General features: G+C 72.4%; 19 protein-coding genes and 3 pseudogenes. 12 read left to right on the forward strand and 10 right to left on the reverse strand.

Annotated features, from left to right (window positions below):
* The first annotated feature begins 138 nt into the window (after positions 1–138).
* The 8 genes and pseudogenes from AB0412_RS25205 to AB0412_RS25240 all read left to right on the forward strand — a co-directional run bounded on the left by AB0412_RS25205 (position 139) and on the right by AB0412_RS25240 (position 6559).
* The gene (locus AB0412_RS25205) at positions 139–636 is read left to right on the forward strand and encodes an ATPase (RefSeq protein ID WP_366404838.1); all 498 of its coding nucleotides are present in this window, start codon (positions 139–141) and stop codon (positions 634–636) included.
* Complete coding sequence (locus AB0412_RS25210) at positions 633–968, forward strand: metalloregulator ArsR/SmtB family transcription factor (RefSeq protein ID WP_366404839.1); 336 nt, start codon at positions 633–635, stop codon at positions 966–968. Before AB0412_RS25205 ends, AB0412_RS25210 begins: the two co-directional genes overlap by 4 nt.
* Positions 969–1334: 366 nt before the next feature.
* Positions 1335–2999, forward strand: coding sequence for a RecQ family ATP-dependent DNA helicase (locus AB0412_RS25215; RefSeq protein WP_366404840.1), 1665 nt, complete (start codon positions 1335–1337; stop codon positions 2997–2999).
* Between the two features lie 420 nt (positions 3000–3419).
* Positions 3420–3869 carry a hypothetical protein gene (locus AB0412_RS25220; RefSeq protein ID WP_366404841.1) on the forward strand — a complete coding sequence of 150 codons (450 nt, stop codon included), beginning with the start codon at positions 3420–3422 and terminating at the stop codon, positions 3867–3869.
* A gap of 73 nt (positions 3870–3942) precedes the next feature.
* Entirely contained in the window at positions 3943–5010 is a 1068-nt protein-coding gene (locus AB0412_RS25225) for an acyl-CoA desaturase (protein WP_366404842.1), read from the forward strand.
* Between the two features lie 37 nt (positions 5011–5047).
* Positions 5048–5719 (forward strand): annotated as a pseudogene (locus tag AB0412_RS25230) (histidine kinase dimerization/phosphoacceptor domain-containing protein); the annotation flags it as partial.
* Between the two features lie 4 nt (positions 5720–5723).
* A pseudogene (locus AB0412_RS25235) lies at positions 5724–5948 on the forward strand (LuxR C-terminal-related transcriptional regulator); the annotation flags it as partial.
* A gap of 152 nt (positions 5949–6100) precedes the next feature.
* Positions 6101–6559, forward strand: coding sequence for an SRPBCC family protein (locus tag AB0412_RS25240; protein ID WP_366404843.1), 459 nt, complete (start codon positions 6101–6103; stop codon positions 6557–6559).
* A gap of 161 nt (positions 6560–6720) precedes the next feature.
* On the opposite strand, the gene AB0412_RS25245 is transcribed toward AB0412_RS25240, so the two are convergent.
* The 6 genes from AB0412_RS25245 to AB0412_RS25270 form a co-directional block, all read right to left on the reverse strand.
* The gene (locus AB0412_RS25245; protein ID WP_366404844.1) at positions 6721–7437 is read right to left on the reverse strand and encodes a DUF3152 domain-containing protein; all 717 of its coding nucleotides are present in this window, start codon (positions 7435–7437) and stop codon (positions 6721–6723) included.
* A gap of 295 nt (positions 7438–7732) precedes the next feature.
* Positions 7733–8452: a VanZ family protein gene (locus tag AB0412_RS25250; RefSeq protein ID WP_366404845.1), complete on the reverse strand. Its 720-nt coding sequence runs from the start codon at positions 8450–8452 to the stop codon at positions 7733–7735.
* Between the two features lie 112 nt (positions 8453–8564).
* Positions 8565–9368 carry an alpha/beta hydrolase gene (locus AB0412_RS25255; protein ID WP_366404846.1) on the reverse strand — a complete coding sequence of 268 codons (804 nt, stop codon included), beginning with the start codon at positions 9366–9368 and terminating at the stop codon, positions 8565–8567.
* Between the two features lie 81 nt (positions 9369–9449).
* Positions 9450–10859, reverse strand: coding sequence for a PLP-dependent aminotransferase family protein (locus tag AB0412_RS25260; protein ID WP_366404847.1), 1410 nt, complete (start codon positions 10857–10859; stop codon positions 9450–9452).
* A 39-nt stretch (positions 10860–10898) separates the two neighbouring features.
* On the reverse strand, positions 10899–11594 hold the full coding sequence (locus tag AB0412_RS25265) for a (2Fe-2S)-binding protein (RefSeq protein ID WP_366404848.1): 696 nt from the start codon (positions 11592–11594) through the stop codon (positions 10899–10901).
* Between the two features lie 46 nt (positions 11595–11640).
* Entirely contained in the window at positions 11641–12195 is a 555-nt protein-coding gene (locus AB0412_RS25270; protein ID WP_366404849.1) for a TetR family transcriptional regulator, read from the reverse strand.
* 189 nt (positions 12196–12384) lie between these two features.
* Between AB0412_RS25270 and AB0412_RS25275 the strand changes: the two genes are divergently transcribed.
* The gene (locus AB0412_RS25275; protein ID WP_366404850.1) at positions 12385–13260 is read left to right on the forward strand and encodes an SGNH/GDSL hydrolase family protein; all 876 of its coding nucleotides are present in this window, start codon (positions 12385–12387) and stop codon (positions 13258–13260) included.
* A gap of 197 nt (positions 13261–13457) precedes the next feature.
* Here the strand turns inward: AB0412_RS25275 and AB0412_RS25280 are convergent, their stop codons facing one another.
* Positions 13458–14447 carry a BtrH N-terminal domain-containing protein gene (locus AB0412_RS25280; RefSeq protein ID WP_366404851.1) on the reverse strand — a complete coding sequence of 330 codons (990 nt, stop codon included), beginning with the start codon at positions 14445–14447 and terminating at the stop codon, positions 13458–13460.
* A gap of 134 nt (positions 14448–14581) precedes the next feature.
* On the reverse strand, positions 14582–15214 hold the full coding sequence (locus AB0412_RS25285) for a helix-turn-helix domain-containing protein (protein ID WP_366404852.1): 633 nt from the start codon (positions 15212–15214) through the stop codon (positions 14582–14584).
* Between the two features lie 89 nt (positions 15215–15303).
* Between AB0412_RS25285 and AB0412_RS25290 the strand changes: the two are divergent.
* Both AB0412_RS25290 and AB0412_RS25295 read left to right on the forward strand, forming a co-directional pair.
* A pseudogene (locus AB0412_RS25290) lies at positions 15304–16826 on the forward strand (FAD-dependent monooxygenase).
* Positions 16827–17073: 247 nt separating this feature from the next.
* The gene (locus AB0412_RS25295; protein WP_366404853.1) at positions 17074–18834 is read left to right on the forward strand and encodes a SpoIIE family protein phosphatase; all 1761 of its coding nucleotides are present in this window, start codon (positions 17074–17076) and stop codon (positions 18832–18834) included.
* 47 nt (positions 18835–18881) lie between these two features.
* Here AB0412_RS25295 and AB0412_RS25300 read toward each other — a convergent pair whose 3' ends face one another.
* Entirely contained in the window at positions 18882–19118 is a 237-nt protein-coding gene (locus AB0412_RS25300; RefSeq protein WP_366404854.1) for a hypothetical protein, read from the reverse strand.
* A gap of 162 nt (positions 19119–19280) precedes the next feature.
* On the opposite strand from AB0412_RS25300, the gene AB0412_RS25305 reads away from it, so the two are divergent.
* Positions 19281–19796: a DinB family protein gene (locus tag AB0412_RS25305; RefSeq protein WP_366404855.1), complete on the forward strand. Its 516-nt coding sequence runs from the start codon at positions 19281–19283 to the stop codon at positions 19794–19796.
* Positions 19797–20109: 313 nt separating this feature from the next.
* Here the strand turns inward: AB0412_RS25305 and AB0412_RS25310 are convergent, their stop codons facing one another.
* Positions 20110–20853 (reverse strand): glucose 1-dehydrogenase, encoded by a 744-nt coding sequence (locus AB0412_RS25310; RefSeq protein ID WP_366404856.1) that lies wholly within the window; start codon positions 20851–20853, stop codon positions 20110–20112.
* Positions 20854–21037: the final 184 nt, after the last annotated feature.

The following is a 21037-nucleotide window of genomic DNA, read 5'->3' on the forward strand; positions in this document are numbered from 1 at the left end:
CGCGCGAGCACGGGCGCTCCGTGGGCGTGCTCGCGCGATCGCCGGTCGACCCGGACGCGTACATCGCAACCTATCGGTTGCAGGTCGCGCCAGGATGTGCAATCGTTTAGTTGCACACCAATGGCGAGGGAGGAACCCATGAATGACGCCACCTACACCGAGGCGGAGCTGACAGAGCTCGACCGGATCGCTCGGCAGATCGACATCGACGCACCGGCCGAGCGGGTATGGGAGCTGATCGCACGGCCCGGCTGGTACATCAACGAGGGCACGGTCGAGGCCGAGCCCGACCTGCGCCACGAGGGCGACGTGGCCGTGGTGCGCCATGCGTCACTGGGCGAGTTCCGGTTCCGGACGGTGAAGCTGGACAAGCCGCGCTACGCGGCGTTCCGCTGGATCGGCACCCCGTTCCGGGACGACACGACGCCCTCGACCCTCGTCGAGTTCTGGATCGACGAGCGGGACGGCGGCGGCGTGACCCTGCGCGTGGTGGAGAGCGGGTTCTCCAGCCTCTCCGACGACCCGGCGACGTGGCTGAAGGAGCGCGAGGGCAACGACAAGGGCTGGCTGACCGAACTGGCGGCTGCGAAGGCCTTCGTCGAGAAGAGCGCGCCGGCCCCGACGAGGCGTCCGTGACCGCCCCCGCCCTTCCCGACGTGTGCGCCGCGCTCGGCGACGCGACGCGCTGGGAGATCCTCACCCGGCTCGGCGAGGGCCCCATGTCGGCGTCCGCGCTCGCCAGGGTCCTGCCGGTGAGCCGGCAGGCGATCGGCAAGCACCTGGAGGTGCTGCGGGAGGTCGGGCTGGTCGAGTCCGAGCAGCGCGGGCGCGAGGTCGTCCACGTCGCCGTCGGCGCTCGGCTCGGCGCACTGGCCGGCGAACTCGACCGCATCGGCCGCTCCTGGGAGACGCGTCTGCTGCGGATCAAGGAACTGGCGGAACGCCCCGAGCCGGACACGGCCGGCTGACGGACTGCGCCCGCCGGCGGGGGGACGGGGCCGCGCCGTCTCCTCGTCGGCGTGGCCCCGTCCGCCCGCCGGCGCACGACACGGGCGGGCAGCGGCCGCGCAGGGCTGGGTGGCCAGAGGTGGCGTGGGTGCCGGGCAGCCGGCTGCCGGCTTCGTGCGGCCGCGGCGGGACTCCGCGCGTGCCTACACTGCCGCGGCTCTGCACGTCGCGGCCGGTCAGGGGGCACGCGGCGCGGATGCGCAGGGCCGCAGGGCAACCGGGCGGCGGCCTCGTCCGGCTGCCGCGCCGCCCTGCGCGTCGCGGCCGGTCGCAGGGGTACCCGGTGCGGACGGGCAGGGGGGGCGGGCCGTGGAAGGGGCGTTGCGATGGGCGCGCAGGATCGGATCGCCGAGCTGCGCCGCGTCGCCCGGGAACGGTTCGGCTGGAGCGATCTGGCCGCCGAGCAGACGGAGGCGATGGAGGCGCTGCTCGACGGCCGCGACGTGCTGGTCGTCATGCCCACCGGATCCGGCAAGTCGGCGATCTACCAGGTACCGACCGTGATGCTCGGTGGCCCCACCGTCGTGGTGTCGCCGCTACTCGCCCTGCAGCGCGACCAGGTCACCGGACTGCGGGAGAGCGCCGCACCTGACGCCGTGGCCGTGAACTCGGCCCAGCCGCAGTCGGCCACCGACCGGGGCTGGCGGGAGATCCGGGACGGCGACGCCGAGTACGTGTTCCTGTCCCCCGAGCAGCTCACCAAGGACAGTGTCGTCGAACAGCTGCGTGCCCTCGCGCCCGCGCTGTTCGTCGTCGACGAGGCCCACTGCGTCTCCGCCTGGGGACACGACTTCCGCCCCGACTACCTGAACCTGGGCGAGGCCGCCGAACGGCTCGGCCGCCCGCCGGTACTCGCTCTCACGGCGACGGCCGCGGCCCCGGTCAGGGCCGACATCGTCGAGCACCTGCACATGCGCGAGCCCCATGCCGTGACGACCGGGACCGACCGGCCCACCATCCATCTGGCGGTGCGCACCTTCACCGACGACCCCGCCAAACGCGAGGCCGTCGCACGCTGGACGGCCGCCGCACCCGCCCCGGGCATCCTCTACACCGCCACCCGCAAGGACGCCGAGAGGTACGCGGAGCGGCTGCGGCAGGACGGCGTGGACGCCGAGGCGTACCACGCGGGCATGAAGGCGGCCGACCGCCGCCGGATCCACGACGGCTTCATGGCGGGCGCTCCCGCCGTGGTCGTGGCCACCTCCGCGTTCGGCATGGGCATCGACAAGGCGGACGTACGGTTCGTCGCGCACGCGTCCGTCCCGGAGTCCCTGGACTCCTACTACCAGGAGATCGGGCGTGCCGGCCGGGACGGGGAACCGGCCCGCGCGGTGCTGTTCTACCGCCCCGAGGACCTGGGACTGCAGAAGTTCCTCACGTCCCGGGCCCTGGACACCGACGCCCTGCGCCGGATCATGACCACGCTGCTCGGCCAGGACGTCCCGCTGAGCCGCGCCCGGACGGCGCAGCTGTGCGGCCTGTCGCGCCGGAAGGCCGGCGATCTGCTGAATCTGCTGGAGGAGGCCGGCGCGGTGACCATCGAGGGCAGGCGCCGCGCGGTCCGGGCGCTCCCCGGCCGTACGGCGGACGAGGCCGCCGAAGGCGCGGAGCAGGTGTTCGAGCGGCGGCGGCGCATCGACCGGTCGCGCATCGAGATGATGCGCGGTTACGCGGAGACGCCGGCGTGCCGCCGCCAGTACCTGCTGGGCTACTTCGGCGAGCAGCTGGACGTACCGTGCGGGCGGTGCGACGTGTGTGACCGCGAGGACGATCATCCGGGCATCCGGGACGAGCGCCGGGATGCCGCTCCCCCGCCCGGGCCCGACGTGCGCTACGAGCCGAACGACCGGGTGCGGCACGCCGAGTGGGGTGCGGGCACGGTCATGCGCACGGAGGAGGACCGCCTCGTCGTGCTGTTCGAGCAGGTCGGCTACAAGACGCTGTCCCTGACAGCCGTAGCGGAGGGCGACCTGCTGACCGGCGCCTGACCGGACGGCGACATCCGGAAGCGGCCCTGCCCCGGTGGCGCGGAAATCCACGCGGCCGCGTGCGGGGGCGCATTCTCGTACTGGGGCGTGCGCGAGGCGCTGGCCGCCGTCCCCCGTGCCGGGCGCGTGCGGGTCCTGTGCGGGGCGGAGCCGCTGCGGCAGATCGGCGGCCCTGACCGGTCCGGGGCGTGGTGGTCCGGTGCTGCTCGACGTCGGTTGCGAGGAGCCGGCCGAGGTCGCCCGACCGGTCCGGGACGCCACCACCCGGCAGCCGGCCGGTCAGGGCCATGACGTCGGCTCCTGGCCCACCCCCTACCGGGGTAGCACTCTCCACATGGCTCCGCAGGGTGACGTCCCGCCCTGAACCGTCTTCCTACCTTCCTCTCCGTCACGACGGACGAGACAGAGGGAGACGGACGGATGCGCCGCTTCAGGAAGACCCTGATCACCGCCGTACTGGCCGCGCTGCTGGTCGGCAGTACGGCGGGCTGGGCCCCTTCGGGCGGTGACGGCCTGCCGAGCGGTCCGCTCCCCGGCACCGCCGCCTGGCTGGCGGACGAGTCCCTGGGCAGGGAGCTGCCGGATCCCGCCACGGCCACCCCGTCCGAAGTGCCGGCGTTCTTCGCCGCCCTGACCGACGCTCAGCAGCGGCGACTCGTCGAGGACCATCCGACCGTGGTGGGCAACCTCGACGGTGTGAGCGACTCTCCGCACCGCTGTGTCACCGCGGTCCGGGTTGCCGCCGGAAGCCCTGCCGCACGGACGCCCCACCGCTCGGCCACCTGCGGATATCCCCACCCCCGGCGTGCGGGATGCCCCCCGGTCGGCCGGGTGATGGCTCCATGGCCCGCAGGCCCGGTCGATCCGTAGGTTCATGTGCGGCAGGGCGGACGAGCCACGCGCCGCATCACCATCCCATCCACCGACGCATCGGAGTACATCCATGTCCTTGGTCACTGAAACCGCCCTGCCGCACCCCGGGAATCCGGCCCCGAGGCAATCCGCACCGGACACGGGCAGCGAGTTCACGCCTCTGCTGCGCGACGTCAAGGGACAGGGGCTGCTCGATCGGCGCACCGGCTGGTACGCGCGCACCATCGTGACCAACGCACTCGCCCTGGCCGCCGTGGTCACCGGTATGGCGCTCATCGGCGGTTCGTGGTGGGTGCTCGTTCTCGCCCCCGTCCTCGCCGTCCTGTGCGCCCGTACGGCCTTCATCGGCCACGACGCGGGCCATGCCCAGATCAGCGGCAGCCGCGTCACGAGCCGCCGCATCGGGCTGATCCACGGCAACCTGCTGCTCGGCATGAGCTACGCGTGGTGGAACGACAAGCACAACCGCCACCACGCCAACCCCAACCACGTCGACAAGGACCCTGACGTCGCCGCCGACGTCCTGGTCTTCACCAGCGAGCAGGCCGCCACCCGCGCCGGCTTCCGGGGCTGGCTCACCCGCCACCAGGCATGGCTGTTCTTCCCCCTCACCCTCCTCGAAGGGCTCGCGCTGAAGCTCTACGGGTTCAAGGACCTGCGCCGCCAGAGCGGCCGCGAGCGCCTGGTGGAGGGCACGCTCCTTCTCGCCCACGTCGCCGGCTACGTCACCCTGCTCGCGACGACCATGCCACTCGCGCAGGCACTGGCCTTCGCCGCGCTCCATCAGGCCCTGTTCGGGCTGCACCTGGGCATGGCCTTCGCGCCCAACCACAAGGGCATGGAGATGCCCGACGCGGACGGCGAGAAGTGGGGGCACCTGCGACGCCAGGTCCTCACGTCCCGCAACATCAGGGGCGGCGTCCTCACCGACTGGTTCCTCGGCGGCCTCAACTACCAGGTCGAGCACCACCTGTTCCCCAGCATGCCCCGACCCCACCTGAGGCTCGCCCAGTCCATGGTGAAGGCCCACTGCCGCGACCTCGGCATCCCCTACACCGAGACCGGCCTGATCGACTCCTACCGCCAGGCCCTGCGGTACATGCACGAAGTGGGAGAACCCCTGCGTGCCGACATCTGACGGCCTGTTCGGCACGAGCGCGGGCGGTGCGGACCACATGACCCCGGTGGAGGGGGAACGCCGGCGCGCACGGCTCGCGAGGGTGCCGCGCCGGTGGGTCCGCCTGCTGCCGTGGGCCGCCGCGTTCGTGCTGTGCGTCGCCCTGCTGCCCACCACCATCCAGGTCCTCAGTGCCGGGTACGGCCTGAACGGCGGCATCGCGAGCGCCCTCGCCCTCGCGCAGACGGTACCGCTGCTGCTCGCCGTCGTCCGCCCGCTGCAGGCCTGGTACGTGATCTTCGCCGCGGACGTGGCCGGGGCGCTCGCCCTGCTCACCGTCGGCCTCGAGACGCGGCACGCGTGGCCGTTCCCGCCCATGGAGATCGTCGGGTACGTCGGCCTGTGCCTCGCCCTCGGGCTGCGCGAGCCGCGCCGGACGCTGCTGCTGGTGTGGCTGGCGACGGCGGGCGCCGACGTCGCCCTCGGGTTCGTCGCGCCCCACGGCACCAGCGGCGGCAGCGCCCTGCTCACCATCCTCAGCGGCGTGGCCCCCAGCGAGGCCGAGCGGGAGCGGCGGACGCTGCTGGAGGAACGCGCCCGCATCGCACGCGAACTGCACGACGTGGTGGCGCACCACATGTCCGTCATCACCGTGCAGGCGGACACCGCGGCGTACCGCCTCGACGGGCTGCCACCGAACGCGCGGAGGGAGTTCACGTCGATCGCGGCGAGGGGGCAAGCCCTCGCTGCGGCTGAGGGCCCTGACCGAGCGCGAGACCGAGGTCCTCACCCTGGTGGCCCGCGGACGGTCCAATGCGGAGATCGCGCGGACGCTGGTGCTGGCCGAGCAGACGGTGAAGACGCACGTGAGCCGCGTCCTCACCAAGCTCGACCTGCGCGACCGCGCGCAGGCGGTGGTCCTCGCCTACGAATCGGGGCTGGTGGCCCCCGGCGAGTAGGCCGCCCGCCTGCGCCCCGTCGGGTGGCGCTCACGGAGCGTGACCGGCCCGGCGCACGGCCGTGACCGGAACCATCACGCAGTCCGACCACATCGCTCCGGTAAGTGGCGGCCCTTCCGGGTACTCGCCGCTGCGACGAGAGGAGGTCCCCTATGAGTACCGTCAAGGAAACCGTGGAAGTCGAGGTCCCGGTCCACACCGCCTACAACCAGTGGACCCAGTTCGAGGAGTTTCCGCAGTTCATGGAGGGCGTCGAGAAGATCACGCAGATCGACGACCGTCACAACCACTGGACCACCAAGATCGGCGGCGTACGGCGGGAGTTCGACACCGAGATCGTCGACCAGCTCCCTGACGAGCGGATCACCTGGCGCACCATCAGCGGCGACGTCCACCAGAAGGGCTCGGTCCGCTTCCAGCGCGTGGACGACACGCACACCCGGGTGGAACTCGTGATGGACGTCGAGCCGAGCGGAGTCGCGGAGAAGGCCGCGGACATGATGGGGACGATCGACCGGCGCGTCAAGGGCGACATGCGACGCTTCAAGGACTTCATCGAGCACCAAGGGGGCGAGTCCGGAGGCTGGCGCGGTCGCATCACGCCCGGCTGAGGGCGACCGCTGCGACACCGCGGTGGGGCCGTGTCGTCGCGACACGCGCCTCGCCGCGGTGCGTCGCGCCCGGCGGGGCAACGGGTGACATCCGCCGTCACTGTCACCGTCACCAGAGGAGGTGGTGCGTCCTACCGCTCGGACACCGCCGCGCTCGGCGCTCAGGGCACTTCGGGGCCGTCGTGGAAGGTGCCGTCCGGGGCGTAGGGCCAGGCGTTGGACACGCAGCCGTCCAGCCCCTTGATCTGCTGCATCATCACCGGGGCGGGTTCACCGGGCCCGGGGCACCGGCGGTGGTCGTAGCCGAGCCAGTGGCCGACCTCGTGGTTGATGATCAGTGCCCGGTACTCCTCGGGCGGTCCGTCGAACTCGGGTGAACCGAGCTGCCAGCGCTTGAGGTTGACCGCGACCGTCCCGCCGACCCGGCAGTTCAGCTCACCGCCGGTGTCGAGGCCGCCGGTCGCGCAGATGGCGTCGGCGGTGTCAGGGGTGGCGATGCGGATCACCAGCGTGGCGCTGCTGTCGGCGACCCGGCGGAAGGCTACGCCGCCGCGCGACCACCCCTGGTCATGGTTCAGGATCGCGGCGATCTGCGCGGCGGCCTCGTCGGGGTCGACACCGGTGCCGTCCTCGACCTCCACCCGGTACGGTCGGCCCGCGTCGGTGTTGTCCGCCCCGGCGGTGGCCACCGTGAAGGTGCCAGGACCGGACTCCGGCACGGATGTCGGGTCGGCGGCCGACCTGCGCGTCGGGCTCGCGGTGGGGCTCGGCGCGTGGGACGCGTCGGTGACGACAGCCGGTTCGCGGTTCGGGCCGATGCCGTCGGGCAGCCCGGGTATGCCGGGCAGCCGGTGGACGGAGGCCAGGAGGACCGACACGGCACCCAGGGCCAGAAGCGTGAGGGTGGCCGTCGTCCGGCGGCGCCGGGCAACCCGGCGTGTGCGTGCCCTGGAGCGGGAGACGTGAGGCGGGCCGGCACCGCGCATGTCTGTTCCGCTGCTCACCTGGAGACCGCCCATTGCCTTGTGTCGCACATGAGTTCCTGCCTGATTTCGTCAAAAGGTCGGCGTCATGCGACCTGGACGGCACGCCGGGGCGAGTGCGGTGCCGGCGCGGTCCCCGATGCGGCGTGAAGTGGGAGGCGGGCCGGGGCCTGCCGGATCCGCGGGCGGGTCAGCCCGCCGGTACCGGGGTCGTTCGGGGTTCGTCCGTCGGCGCGGCGGCGGGGGCGCGCCACCAGCGGCGGCACGCCAGTGCGGCCAGGGCGGCGCCCGAGGCGTTGAGCACGACATCGTCCACGGAGGACACCCGGTCGAGGCGCAGCACGTACTGGAGGGTCTCGACCAGGACCGAGCAGCCCGCCCCGAGCGCCAGGATCCGCGGCAGCGACGCCAGCGCGGGGAACCGCATCGGGGCGAAGCAGCCCAGCGCCGCGAACACCAGCAGGTTGCCGAGGATGCCGAGCGCCCCCATCGTGAGCAGGTCCACCACCGGGACCAGGCTGAGGCGGCCGGGGACCTCACCGGCCCGCGCGCCCGGCATCAGGATCAGCCAGACCCACGGCACCGTGCCGTGGACCATGCCGACCTCGGCCAGCGACTTGCGCCGCGCCCGGGACGGATCGGTGCCTGCGGCTCTCCGGCCGCGGGTCAGGAGCCACACCACCAGCGCGGACAACGGCAGCGCGGCCACCATGGTGAGCATCACGCCGTTGAAGGTGAAGAGCCAGGCGTGCCACCCGCCGTGCAGGACCAACGGCACGGACCTCACGAACAGGCGCAGCACGAACACGGCGACCCCCGTACCGAGAATCCCCAGGCCGACGAGCGCGATCCCCTGGACGATCCGCCGCGCACGACGGGCCTGGGCTGACTGTGAGGTGTTCTGGTCCATGCCTCTACTGAACGCGGAGGGCTGTTGCGGCGGCGTATGCGGTTCTCGATACACGCGCGATACACGCGGTCACGCGGTCACGCGGTCACGCGATCAGGTTCAGGCGATCGTTTCAGACGGGCCGGGCGGCCGACGCGTCGCACCGGTGCAGGAAGTCCGCCAGGGCGGTGTTGAACTCGTCGGGGCGTTCCAGGTTGGGCATGTGGGCCGCGCCGTCGATGACGACGAGGGTGGAGTCGGGGAGCAGGTCGTGCATGGTTCGGGCGTCCCGGACGGGGGTGTACTCGTCCTCGGCCCCGACGACGACCAGAGCGGGGACGGCGAGACGGGTCAACACGGGCCGGTAGTCGGGGCGTTCGGCGCGACCCCGCAGCGCCGCCGCGGCACCCTGCGGGTCGGTGGCGGTCATCATGCGGTGGACGTGTGCCGCGACGGACTGCGGAGCGTGGGGTGCGACCATCTTGTGCAGGACCTCGTCGGCGTAGCCTCGCATGCCCTCGCGCAGCAGCCGGTCCGCCATGTCGTTGCGGGCGGTGCGCCCTTCGGGTGTCTCCGGTGCGGCGAAGGTGTCGGCGAGCAGCACGCCGCGGACGCGCTCGGGGTACCGGGCGCAGTACTCCATGACGATCTGGCCGCCCATCGACAGGCCCCCGAGGACGCACTGGCCCACGTGCAGGGTGTCGAGCAGTTCTTCGATGTCCTGCGCGAACGCGGACATGGAGGTGACGCCGTGGGCGGCCGGTGAGGCGCCGTAGCCTCGGAGGTCCGGCGTGATCACCCGGCGTCCGGGCGAGAAGGCGGACAGCTGCGGCGCCCACATCGTGTGGTCGAAGGGATGGCCGTGGACGAGGACGAGGGGCAGCGCGGACGACCCGCCGGCCTCTCCCTCGTCCCGGTGCGCGAGAAGCGGTGGCATGCCATCGACCCTAGGAGCGCGGCAGTTGTCGGTGCAATCAGAACTTCGCCCTCGGTGCAATGTGGCAGGGGGCAAGGGCAGTCAGCGCGACGCGTCGACGGTGTGTGCCGGGTCCCCGTGTGCCACTGTCGCGAGCGTTGCGAGGGCCGCCGTCAGCGTCTCGATCGGTGCGGAGGCCAGACCGAGCCTGACGCAGTCAGCCGCACCGGACGCGGCGTGCCCGGCGGGTCCGGACGCGGTGGGGCCGGGTGCCCCGGCCGGGGCCGTCCCGGCGGCCGGCACCGCGAAGGACGGTCCGGGCGTGACCGCGATGCCGTGGGCGGCCGCGGCCGCGGTGAACGTGTCCGCCCTCCACGGCTGCGGCAGGCTCCACCAGGCGTAGTACGCCCGCGGATCGGCCTGGACGGCGAACCCCCGCAGGTGCTGCGCGACCAGCCGTTGCCTGCGGGCCGCGTCGGTGCGCTTGGCGCGCACCAGCCGGGTGACCGTGCCGTCCGTCATCCAGCGTCGGGCCACCTCGACGGCGAAGCTCCCCGCGGTCCAGCCGCCGGACCGCAGGGCGGCGCCCACCTGCTCGGTCCGCCCCTCGGGAACCACGAGGAAGCCGACGGTGAGACCGGGCGCGACCCGTTTCGACAGCCCGTCGACCACGTACGTGTGGTCGGGGGCGTGTGCCGCGAACGGCTCGCCCTCGTCGGAGAGGAAGGACCACACGCGGTCCTCGATGACCGGCACGTCCAACTCGCGTATACAGGCCGCCAGTTGGCTGCGGCGGGCGTCCGGCATGGTCGCCGACGTCGGGTTGTGCAGCGTCGGTTGCACGTACAGCGCCGACAGCGACGCCCTGCGGTGGGCCGCGGTCACGGCCTCGGGGAGGACGCCGTCCGCGTCCCCGGCGAGCGGGACCAGCGAGACGCCGAGCCGTGCCGCGATCTCCTTGACCAGCGGATAGGTGAGCGTGTCGATGCCCACGCGGCCACCGGGCCGGACCAGCGCCGCCAGGGCTCCCGCGATGGCCTGGCGGGCGTTGCCGGCGAACAGGATCCCGCCGGGAGCGGGGCGCCATCCGGCCGTCGTCAGCAGTGCGGCCGCCGCCTCACGCGCGGCCGGTGTGCCCGTGGCCGGTGCGGTCCGGGTCGCGTCGGCGAGGACGTCGGGGCGCAGCAGCGGCGTCAGGGCGGGTGCGATGAGTTCGGCCTGCCCCTGTGCTGTCGGGTAGTTGAGTTCCAGGTTGACCAGCGCGGTGCTGGACGGCTCGGCGAGCGCGCGGCCGGAGGGCACCGGCGCGGCGCGCACGAAGGTGCCGCGGCCGACCTCGCCGACCACCAGTCCGCGCCGGACGAGCTCGGCGTAGACGCGGCCGGCCGTGGACGGGGCGATCCCCCGCCGGCGGGCGAAGGCCCGCTGCGGGGGCAGCCGTCGGCCGGGCGCGAGCCGCCCGCTGAGGATGTCGGCGGCGATCCGGTCGGCGATCCGCTGATAGTCGTGCACGGCACCAGTAAACCCCCGGCCCGCACGCGACCGTCCGGGTCATCGGGCCAGGCAGCAGTCTCCGCATGTGGTGCCCGTCGAAGTGCGGTAGAGGAGGCAGCAGCTGCGGCGGCGGAAGCTCAGGTCGGGTCCGGTGAAGTGGCCGGTGCCGGCCAGGCGTCCGGTGGCCAGGAGGGCGGTGGTGAGTTCGGTGAGCGGGCCGCGCAGGTCCGGCCGCGCCGTCAGGAGCACCTGGGCCGTCCCGGCCAGGGCGGAGGCGGCGTTTCCGTCCAGGAGCCGGGGGGAGATCTTGATGCGGAGTCCGGCCGCCAGCGGAGCCAGGTGCTGCTCGACCACCAGCTCGTACAGCGCGTCGGTGAGGTGCGGGATCCGGTCGGCGTACCAGCCGGTGGGAGCGGGCAGCCGCAGCGCGGCGGTGTCGTCGGCGCGGTGCAGGTCGGCCAGGTCGGGGACGATGCCGTGGAGGAGGGTGCCGGCGAGCACCGGGGACCACAGGCGTGCGGCGTGGCCGAGTTGGACGACGGAGACGCCGATGCGCGTCTCTCGGGTGCCGTACCGGTCGGCGACTGCCTCCGCGAGGTCGGTGAGGCCGCCGGCGTAGGTGTCGGTGACCGGATGCCAGCCGTGGTCCGGTCCGCCGACGGTCAGGGCGAAGAACCCTCCGAGGGGCGCCACGTCCTCCAGCGCGGCGGCGACGGCCCCCTCGGGGGCACGGGCGGTCACCGGTGCGGTCATGTCTGCGCGGCCTTTCGCGCTCGGGAGGGCTGTCGCCTGCTCGGCTTCACGCCATGGGTGTCAGGACCTGCTGGATGAGCGTGCCGTAGCGGGCCACCAGGGCCGAGCGGTCGGTTCGGAGGAGGGTTTCGTCCCGGGCCACCCACAACGCGTACAGCAGGCCCGCGGCGAGGGCGGCGGCCGTCCGGGCGCGGAGGTCGGCGTCGGGTCCGGACAGGCGTCTGCGTAACGGCTCGATCAGGACGTTCTCGTGGGTGGCGCGCAGGCGTTGGCTGATCTGCGGCTCGCCGCTGCCGCGCACCAGCGCGAGAAAGATGCCGCGGGCGGCCCCGTCGAGGTCGACGAGGAGTTCGACGAGACGTTCCCCCAGCCGCTCCAGCGGGACGTCGAGCAGCGGTTCGTCGTCGATCGTGAGGTGCATCGTCTCCAGGAACAGCAGTTCCTTGCTCCTGAAGTGACGGATCACCAGGGCGGGGTCGCTGTCCGCGGCCGCCGCGATCTGCCGGACGGTGGTCCGGGCGAAGCCGTGCTCCCGGAACAACCGGGCGGCGGCTGAGTGGATGGCCTCGCGCGTGGTGATACCGGGGGCTGACTGCGGCATGCGGGCCAGGATAGGCGCCGCCGTTCCCGGGCGGCGCCCGAGGTGCTGGTGGTCAGCGTTTCAAGAAGTTCGGTCAACTATGTTGACGCCGACGTGGCGGCCACCTCACATTACCTATCGGTACTACTGATCGGTAATTCGCCCGCTCCCTCACTCCAGCCCCCACCACTCCCAGAGAAGAGAGAGCACATGCCGAGACTCCGTGATGTCATGTCCGCATCAATGGCCACCGGTGCGCTCGCCCTCACCCTCACCGCCGCGCCCACCGCACAGGCCACACCCGCCACCCCGACCCTGGACTACGTCGCTCTCGGCGACAGTTTCAGCGCCGGCTCGGGCGTCCTGCCCGTGGATCCGACCAACCTGCTGTGCCTGCGCTCCACGGCCAACTACCCCCACGTCATCGCCGCCAGGACGGGTGCCCGGCTGACGGACGTGACCTGCGGCGCAGCCCAGACCAAGCACTTCACACAGGCACAACACCCGGGGACACCCCCGCAGACGAACGCCCTCACCGCCGGAACCGACCTGGTCACGCTGACGATCGGCGGCAACGACAACGACACCTTCATCAACGTCCTGCTGGCCTGCGGCTCCGCGGGCCTGCTGAGCGGCGGCAAGGGCAGTCCCTGCAAGGACCGGCACGGCACCTCGTTCGAGGACCAGATCGCCACGAGCACCTATCCCGCACTGAAGTCGGCACTCAGGAGCGTCCGGGCCAAGGCGCCCGACGCCCGCGTGGCGGCCCTGGGTTATCCCTGGATCGCGCCGGCCGCCCCCGACCCGTCCTGCTTCGCCAGACTCCCGATCGCCAGAGGCGACGTCGCCTACGTGCGGGGCATCCAGGCACGCCTCAACGCCGCCGTCGAGCGAGCCGCCCGCGAGACGGGGGCGACGTACGTGGACTTCTCCCAGGTGTCCGAGGGACATGACGCGTGCAAGGCCGCCGGAACCCGGTGGATCGAGCCGCTGCTCTTCGGGCGGAGCGCCGTCCCCGTCCACCCCAACGCCCTCGGGGAGCGGCGCATGGCCGAGCACACCATGGCCGTGCTCGGGCTGCGCTGAGCCCGCAACTCCCCCGGCACGGGCGGGCGTACGGCTCGGCCTCCGAGAGTCGGGCTCCGGGCCGTCCTGGAGGAGCGGGCACTCCACGGCACTGGTGACCCATCAGCTGACCCGTGCTCAGCTGGGCTGACCGACCCGTGCGCCTGTCGTGGCCGGAGGGGCCGTCGAGCGTCCTCGTCGGCCGAGGTCCTCCCGGCTCATCCCTCCAGTGCGCTGAGCGCCTCCATGGCCTCGCGTTCCATGCGGGCAAGTTCGCGGAGGAGGGTGGCCGTCCGCGTCAGGCAGTGCGCGTCGCCCGATGTGCCGGCCCGGGTGATGAGGTCCGCCACCTCCCGCCACAAGGTGGCGGCCTCCGCGTACAGCCGGTGTCCGGTGCGCAGGTGGCCGCTGTCGATCAGGTGGGTGCATTCGGCGAGGAAGTCACGGTAGAGGTTGCGGAAGAGGGCGCCGCCCGTGCCGGCCTTCTCCATCAGGGCGGCGGCCTGCGGCAGATCCCGCTCAGGGGCGTCGGTGCGTTCCAGCCAGGTGCGCGCCAGCTTGCCCGCCTTCTCGATGCCGCGGTAGCCGAGGTTGGCGATGGGCGGATTGAGGAAGGCGTCGGCACAGGAGGTGATGGCCGCAGCTATGTGGTCCTTCGGGGAGGGTGGGTTCGCGGGGACGCTGAGGGTGAAGGAGCGGTGCCTGGCGGTCATGGGACCGCGCTGGGCCCTGGCCCGGGCGAGACTGGCCAGGCTGGTGGAGACCGCTCCGCCCTGTTGCTCGGTGTCCACCAGGCAGGCGGTGTCGTCGTCGTATCCGTACAGGGCGACGACATGACCGCCGAAGTGCACCTTCGAGGTGAAGTAGTCGAGGTGGTAGCTGTCCAGCTGCAGTCCGACCGGGCGCCCGGTGTCGATGGCATGCGCCACGGTCGCCCATGCCTTGCGGGGCGAGGTCGTCTCCTCGACCCGCAGGTCCAGTCCGAGTGCCGCGGCCAGGTTCCTGGTGAGCTCGAAGGGCTTGACCCGTCCCCCGAGGAAGGGGAAGTTCATCGTCTTGCTGTCCCAGTAGACGAAGGAGAGACCGGAGCCGAGGCCGAAGAGCATGGGCTCGGACAGATCCAGTCCTTCGTGCCGCAGCAGCACTCCCAGGGTCGTCGTCTCGCAGTGCTGCATGCCTCGGGCCTCGACGCCGTCGACTGTCGCCATGCCGGACTCTCCTCCTCTGCGGGGTGACCGGACGACCAGCCCGGTCATCGGATGCCGGGACGGCCCATGCTTCTTACCAGCCCGCCCTGCCGCGGCCCCGTCGGCCGCCCGCCGTCGCGGCGGCCTCGGCGGGCTCACCGTTGCCCCAGTCCGTTCTCCAGCAGGGCGAACGCGTGCTCCGCGTCCGCCAGCGCACCCGCGTGCCGTGCGTCGGCCGGCTCCCCGTCCGCGAGTCGCTGGGCGTTGTCCTGGGCCAGCGTCCACTGGACGGCGACGATCTGGACGGCGGCCAGGCGTGCGGTGAGTTCCGGCATGGCCGCCGTTTCCCGCAGGGCGAGGGCGAGTGCGCGTTCGGCGCCGGCTCTGAAGCCCTGCATGCGGGCCAGCAGCGAGGGTGAGTCGAGGATCATCCGGGTGAGTCGCAGCACGTGGGGGTGGTCGTTCAGCCCGGTGACCGGGTCGCGCTCGCGCAGCCCGCCGAGGAAGTGCTCGCGCACCGCGGTCAGCGGGTCGGTGCCGGGCTCACGGGCCCGTACGACGCGAGCCAGTTCGTCCTCGTGGTCGGCGAGGCGATGCAGCACGAGGTCTTCCTTGGTCGGGAAGTAGGCGAACAGCGTGCGCTTGGACACCTCGGCCGCCTCGGCCACCTGAGCCACCGAGACGCGGTGGAAGCCGTGTTCGAGGAAGAGCGCGATCGCGGCGTCGGAGATCGCCGCACGGGTCCGCTGCTTCTTGCGTTCCCGCAGCCCAGGCTTGACGTCGTCCACGATCCACACGGTAGCAGTCGGCCGCCCGAGACTATTTCTACACCAGGTATACTTTTGCCCTGAGGCGAGAAATGTGGGGGGTGCCGGGCATGAGGACCGAACCCGAGGTCGTCGAGGCCGAGGTCGTGGTGGTGGGCGCAGGGCCGACCGGGCTGACGCTGGCGTGCGAGCTGACCCTGGCAGGCGTCGGAACGCTGGTGCTGGAGAAGGCGCCCCGGCGGATCGAGCAGGTCAAGGGGGGCGGGATCCAGCCACGCACGGCCGAGCTGCTGGAGCTGCGCGGCCTGCTCGCACCGCTGCTGGCGTCCGGCGGCTCGTACGTGCGGGAGGGCGGGCACTTCGCCGCCCTGCCGGTGCCGCTGGACTGCACGCCGTGGCGCACGAGCCACCCCTTTCCGATCGCGATACCGCAGTGGAAGGTCGAGGAGGTGCTCGAGGAGCGGGCCGTCGGCCAGGGCGCGCGGGTGCTGCGCGACGCCACCGTCTGCGCTGTCGAGCCGGACGACGACGGCGTGACGCTGGTGACGACGGGCGGGCTGCGGGTGCGCGCGCGTCACGCGGTGGCCTGCGACGGCGGGCACAGCACGGTACGGAAACTGCTCGGCCTGCCGTTCCCCGGCCGGCCCGGGACCCATGAGGCGGTGCTGGCCGACATCCGTCTCGCCACGGCGTCACCGCTGGTGCCCCGTCAGTCGGGGCACCAGCGGTGACGCGTCAGGCGGGCGGCCACTGGGCCATGCTGGTGCCGCTCGGCGGCGACCTGTACCGGCTGACCTGCGGCCGTACGCGCAGGGCGGACGAGACCGGACAGGACGACTTCGACCGCGACTCGCCGGTCACCCCCGCGGAGATCAGCGCCGCGCTGCAGGCTGTGTACGGCAGCGAGACGACCCTCGGCACGGTCGAGAACGCGTCGAGATTCACCGACGCCACCCGGCAGCTGGAGCACTACCGCGTGGGGCGTGTCCTCTTCGCCGGGGACGCCGCGCACATCCACCCGCCGCTGGGCGGCCAGGGCCTCAACCTCGGGATCCAGGACGCTTTCAACCTCGGCTGGAAACTGGCCGCCACCGTCCAGGGCCGGGCACCGCACGACCTCCTGGACAGCTACCACGCCGAACGTCATCCGGTCGCGGCCGAGACCCTGCACCACACGTCGGCACAGCGCGTCCTCGCGGACCCCGAGCCGGGCGCCGACGCGGCCGCGCTGCGGGACATCGTGATCGACCTGCTGCGCCTGCCCGACGCCAACCGCCACATCGCCGGCCTGATGTCCGGCCTCTCCCTGCGCCACCCCCTGCCCGGCGACCATCCGCTCACCGGACACCGTGTCCCGGACGCCGACCTCGTGACCGACAGCGGGCCCACCCGGCTGTCGGCCCTCTTCCGCTCGGGCCACGCCGTTCTGCTCGATCTGACCCGGGGCCTCCCGGACGACCTCCGGCTGCCGCCGCGCATCGACCTCGTGCACGCCACCTGCCCGGAGGACATCGGCGCAGCCGTCCTTCTCGTCCGCCCCGACGGATACGTCTGCTGGGCCGCCGACGACTCCGAGGGCCACGGCGACGCGGTGCTCACCGTCATCGCCGATCGTCTCGCGTCGATGCCCTGAGGAGGGGGTGTCACCGTCGCCGTGGTGGAGGCCGCGCTGGGGGCGCGGGCTGCCGAGCGACGCGGCCGGATCCGCCGTGCGGAGCACTCCGGCGGGCACGTCACCGGGCACGCTCCCCGTGCCGCCCGAGCCCGGCCACCGTGACGTGTGCGACGTCGACGCGGTGGCTGGAATCGGGCAGGCCGGGAACCCGGAGGGAACCACCGCTCACGGGAGCCGGTGGCCGGTCGGCACGGGAGACGAGGACATGGCAGAGCCGGAGGAGAAGGGGACGGCCGGGAGCCACCACCCGTCGGAGCCTGTCGCCGCGCACGGCAGTGCGGCGCTGGAAGCCATCGGGACGGCGGCCTATGTGGTGGACGAGCAGGGCCGCATCGTCGCGGTGAACACCCGTGCCCGGGATCTGCTGGTCCGGCCCGTCGAGGATCTTCTCGACCGTGACGCACACGACCTGCTGCACCGAGACGCCGGCGGCGACCGCTTGCCGAGGAGTCGGTGCAGCATGCGGCAGGCCTTCCACGAGGGGCGCACCGCCCAGGGCGACGACGACTACTTCGAGCGCGGAGACGGCACCCTGCTGCCCATCTCCTGGCTGATCACGCCGTACGACCTCGGTGACCGCACCTGCGGGACGCTGGTGCTCTTCCATGCCCGGCATCCGCTGGAAGCCGGCCCCCCGCCGGAGCCCGAGGTGAAACCGGTCCCCGAACTCGAACGGCTCGCGCTGCTGGCCGAGACCACCACTCGGCTGACCTCGACCCTCGACGCCGATGAGGCACTGCACCGGCTGGTGGCCCTGGTGGTGCCCAGGCTGGCGGACTGGGCCGTCGTCGATCTGATCACCGAGCGGGACGAGGTGTGGCGCACCCTCGTCGTCCACGCGGAAGGCGACCGGCTGGTGCGTCACGAGGAACTCGAGGGCCCGATGCCGCCGGTCCCGGAGGCCTCCCCGATGCCCTTGTCCAAGGCTCTGCGCGGGGTGGCGTCCACCCTCGCCGGGCCCCAGACCTATCAGGGGCCCCCGGACTCCGGCATCGCCCTCGAACAGCGCCGCCTGTTCGACGCCACCGGGATCCACTCCGCGGCCATCGCGCCCATCCGCAGCACCCGTGAGGTCCTGGGCGCCCTGACCCTGGGCCGCGCCAAGCAGCCGGAGGGCTTCACCAGCGACGGACTTCCCCTCCTCGAGGACATCGCGCGCCGCGCGGGCCTGGCCCTGGACAACGCGCGCCTCTACCAGCGCCAGCGCAAGGTCGCCGAGACCATGCAGAACCACCTGCTTCCCCAGATGCCACGCGTCCCGGGCCTGGAGATGACGGTGCGCTACCTCCCGGCGCCGGACGCCTCGCACGTCGGCGGCGACTGGTACGACGCCTTCGCCCTGGCCGACGGCGCCACCGCGCTGGCCGTGGGCGACGTCGTCGGGCACGACCTGGAGGCCGCGGCCGGCATGGCACAGCTGCGCAACATGCTCCGCGCCTACGCCTGGGCCCTGGAGGAACCCCCCAGCCGGATCGCGTACCGGCTGGACGAGGCGGTCCTGCACATCACCGAGGTCACCATGGCCACGATGATCTTCGCGCGCGTCGAGGAGACCGAGGACGGACACTGGAGACTGACCTGGCACAACGCGGGCCACCCGCCGCCCCTGCTGATCAGTCACGACGGCCTGGCCCACTTCCTGACCGACGGGCACGGCCTCCTCGTGGGCACGGGAGTGCGCCTGCCGCGGGCCGACGGGAGCGCCCTCCTGCCACCCGGGTCCACGCTCGTGCTGTACACCGACGGCCTGGTGGAAGAACCCGGCCGGACGCTCGACGACGGCCTGCACCGACTGCGTCAGCACGGCGCCGCCCTGGCCCACCGCCCCCTGTCGTCCTTCACCGACCACCTGCTGCGCCGGGTCCGGCCCGCCGCCAACGACGACGACGTGGCCCTCCTCGCCCTGCGCGTGCCCGACCGGCCCGGGCGGACAGGCGGCGGGGCAGGTCTGAGCAGCGACGTGTGAGGGACGCCTGGGACGCGACGCGCCAGAGCGTCTCCGGCTGCTGCATGCTAGGCGCTGTCCGTCAGAGCCTCGTGACCACGCGCACGGGCGCAGTGGGCACAGCAGAAGAACTGCCCGCCGGCCTGGTGTCCGTGTCCGAGGACCTTGCACTGGCAGTTGTCGCAGATCGGCGCCAGCTTGTGGGCGGCGCATTCCAGGCTGTCGAAGGTGTGCACGCCGCCACCGACGGTGTGCACCTCGAAGGACAGGGCGTAGTCGTTGCCACAGACCTCACAGACGGCCATGACGCGCTCCCTTCCGGCCCACGGACCTTCCGACGTTGCGGCCCTCTGAGCAGCAGCCGGGTACCGCGCCGTGCCCGTTGCATGCCCGGCACGTCCCCCGGCTCGCCGGCGCCGCCGAAAACCGGACGACAGCGGAGTGCGGGCCCGCTAGCGTCCGCAGGCATGGCTTCCTCACTTGAACGCCCCCCGTTCCAGGCCGACGAACGCACGGCACTCATCGGCTGGCTGGACCTTCAGCGACAGATCCTGCGATGGAAGTGCGAGGGCCTCAGCGAGGCGGACGCGCACCGCTCCGTCATACCGACCTCACCGGCGATGACGATGGCCGGGCTCGTCAGCCACATGCGGTGGGTCGAACACACCTGGCTGGAAGTGCTGTTCCTCGGCGGGGACAAGACACAGAACCCGTCCTTCGACGAGACGGACGAGGATGCCGACTGGCGCACCGACGGGGTCACGCTGAAGCAGCTCCTCGCGGACTACGAGGCCCAGTGTGCCCGCAGCAACGAGATCGTGGCCGCCGCCTCCCTGGACGACGTCGGCCGCGACCCCGAGTACCGCTCCGCCAAGGCCAACCTCCGCTGGATGCTCATTCACCTCATCGAGGAGACCGGACGGCACGCCGGGCACGCGGACATCGTGCGGGAGCTGCTCGACGGGGCCAAGGGCTACTACTAGGCCGGTCCACCCGGCAGCCGGGTCCGGGCCCCGGCCTTCGGCGGGAACCCCGGCTGCGCATCCCGGGACGCGCGACCTGTACGGTGTGGATCACCGTCGTCGGCGCCGACTTTCCTTGCCGTGGAGGCCGTTGCCCGGTTCGCAGGCGTGATGCGATCGATGGCGGTTCCGCAGGGGCGTCCGCCAGAGCGGGTGCCCCTGTTGTCGACACCTAGGAAGCCGTGTACGACGCCGGCAAGCGTGACCTGGTCACCGACGAGTTGATCGACTCCCGGTGAGGCACGCTGCCGCCGCGCCGGCGGCCGCACCCCGGCTAGAGAACACCTCCGTTCGCGCGGATGTTCTGACCCGTCACCCACCGTCCGTCCGGCCCCGCGAGGAACGCGACGACGTCCGCCACGTCCTCGGGCCGGCCGAGGCGTCCGAGCGAGGTCATCGCGACGGCCATCGCCAGCTTCTCCGGCTCGTTGGTGGACCTCAGAAGACCGGTGTCCGTGGCGCCGGGCGACACGGTGTTGACCGTGATGCCCCGCGCGCCCAGCTCGCGCGAAGCCACCAGGGTCAGCTGCTCCAGGGCACCCTTGCTGGCCGCGTAGGGGGCGTTGCCGGGGGCGGGGAAGACGGTGTTGAGGGTGGAGATGTTGACGATCCGCCCGCCGTCGCGCATGTGCCGGGCCGCGTAACGCATCGTGAGGAAGACCGACTTTGCGTTCACGGTCATCACTCGGTCAAAATCCGCCTCCTCCGTCTGTGCGAGGGGCACGACGTCGGTGTGCGTGGCCGCGTTGTTGACCAGGATGTCCAGACCGCCGAACCGGCGTTCCGCCGTGGCGGGCAGCTCCTCGGCTGCGCCGGGCTCGGCCAGGTCCAGCTGGACCGCGACAGCCTGCCCGCCCTCCTTCTCGGCCTGCCGCACGACCTCGTCGGCCGCGTCCCGGTTCCGCGCGAAGTTGAAGACGACACTGGCTCCGTCCCGCACGAGCCGCAGGACGACAGCCCGGCCGATCCCGCGTGAGCCACCGGTGACGACAGCTGTCTTCCCTGTGAGCACCGCCATGCTCTCTCCCTGCCTCGATGCATCCGTGGGCGCGCATTGCCATACCTATCGCGCGGTTTCGTGCGCGTGAAGGCGGCGCAGCCGACCGTGTCGGCGCCGCAGGCGCTCGTGGGCGTGAGCGGTGTCCGTCGGCGTGCGCGGAGCTCGGAGGCATGAAAGCGGTGCCGGCTGCCTACCCGGGACG

This window comes from Streptomyces sp. NPDC052012, assembly GCF_040689265.1.
Taxonomy (GTDB): Bacteria; Actinomycetota; Actinomycetes; order Streptomycetales; family Streptomycetaceae; genus Streptomyces.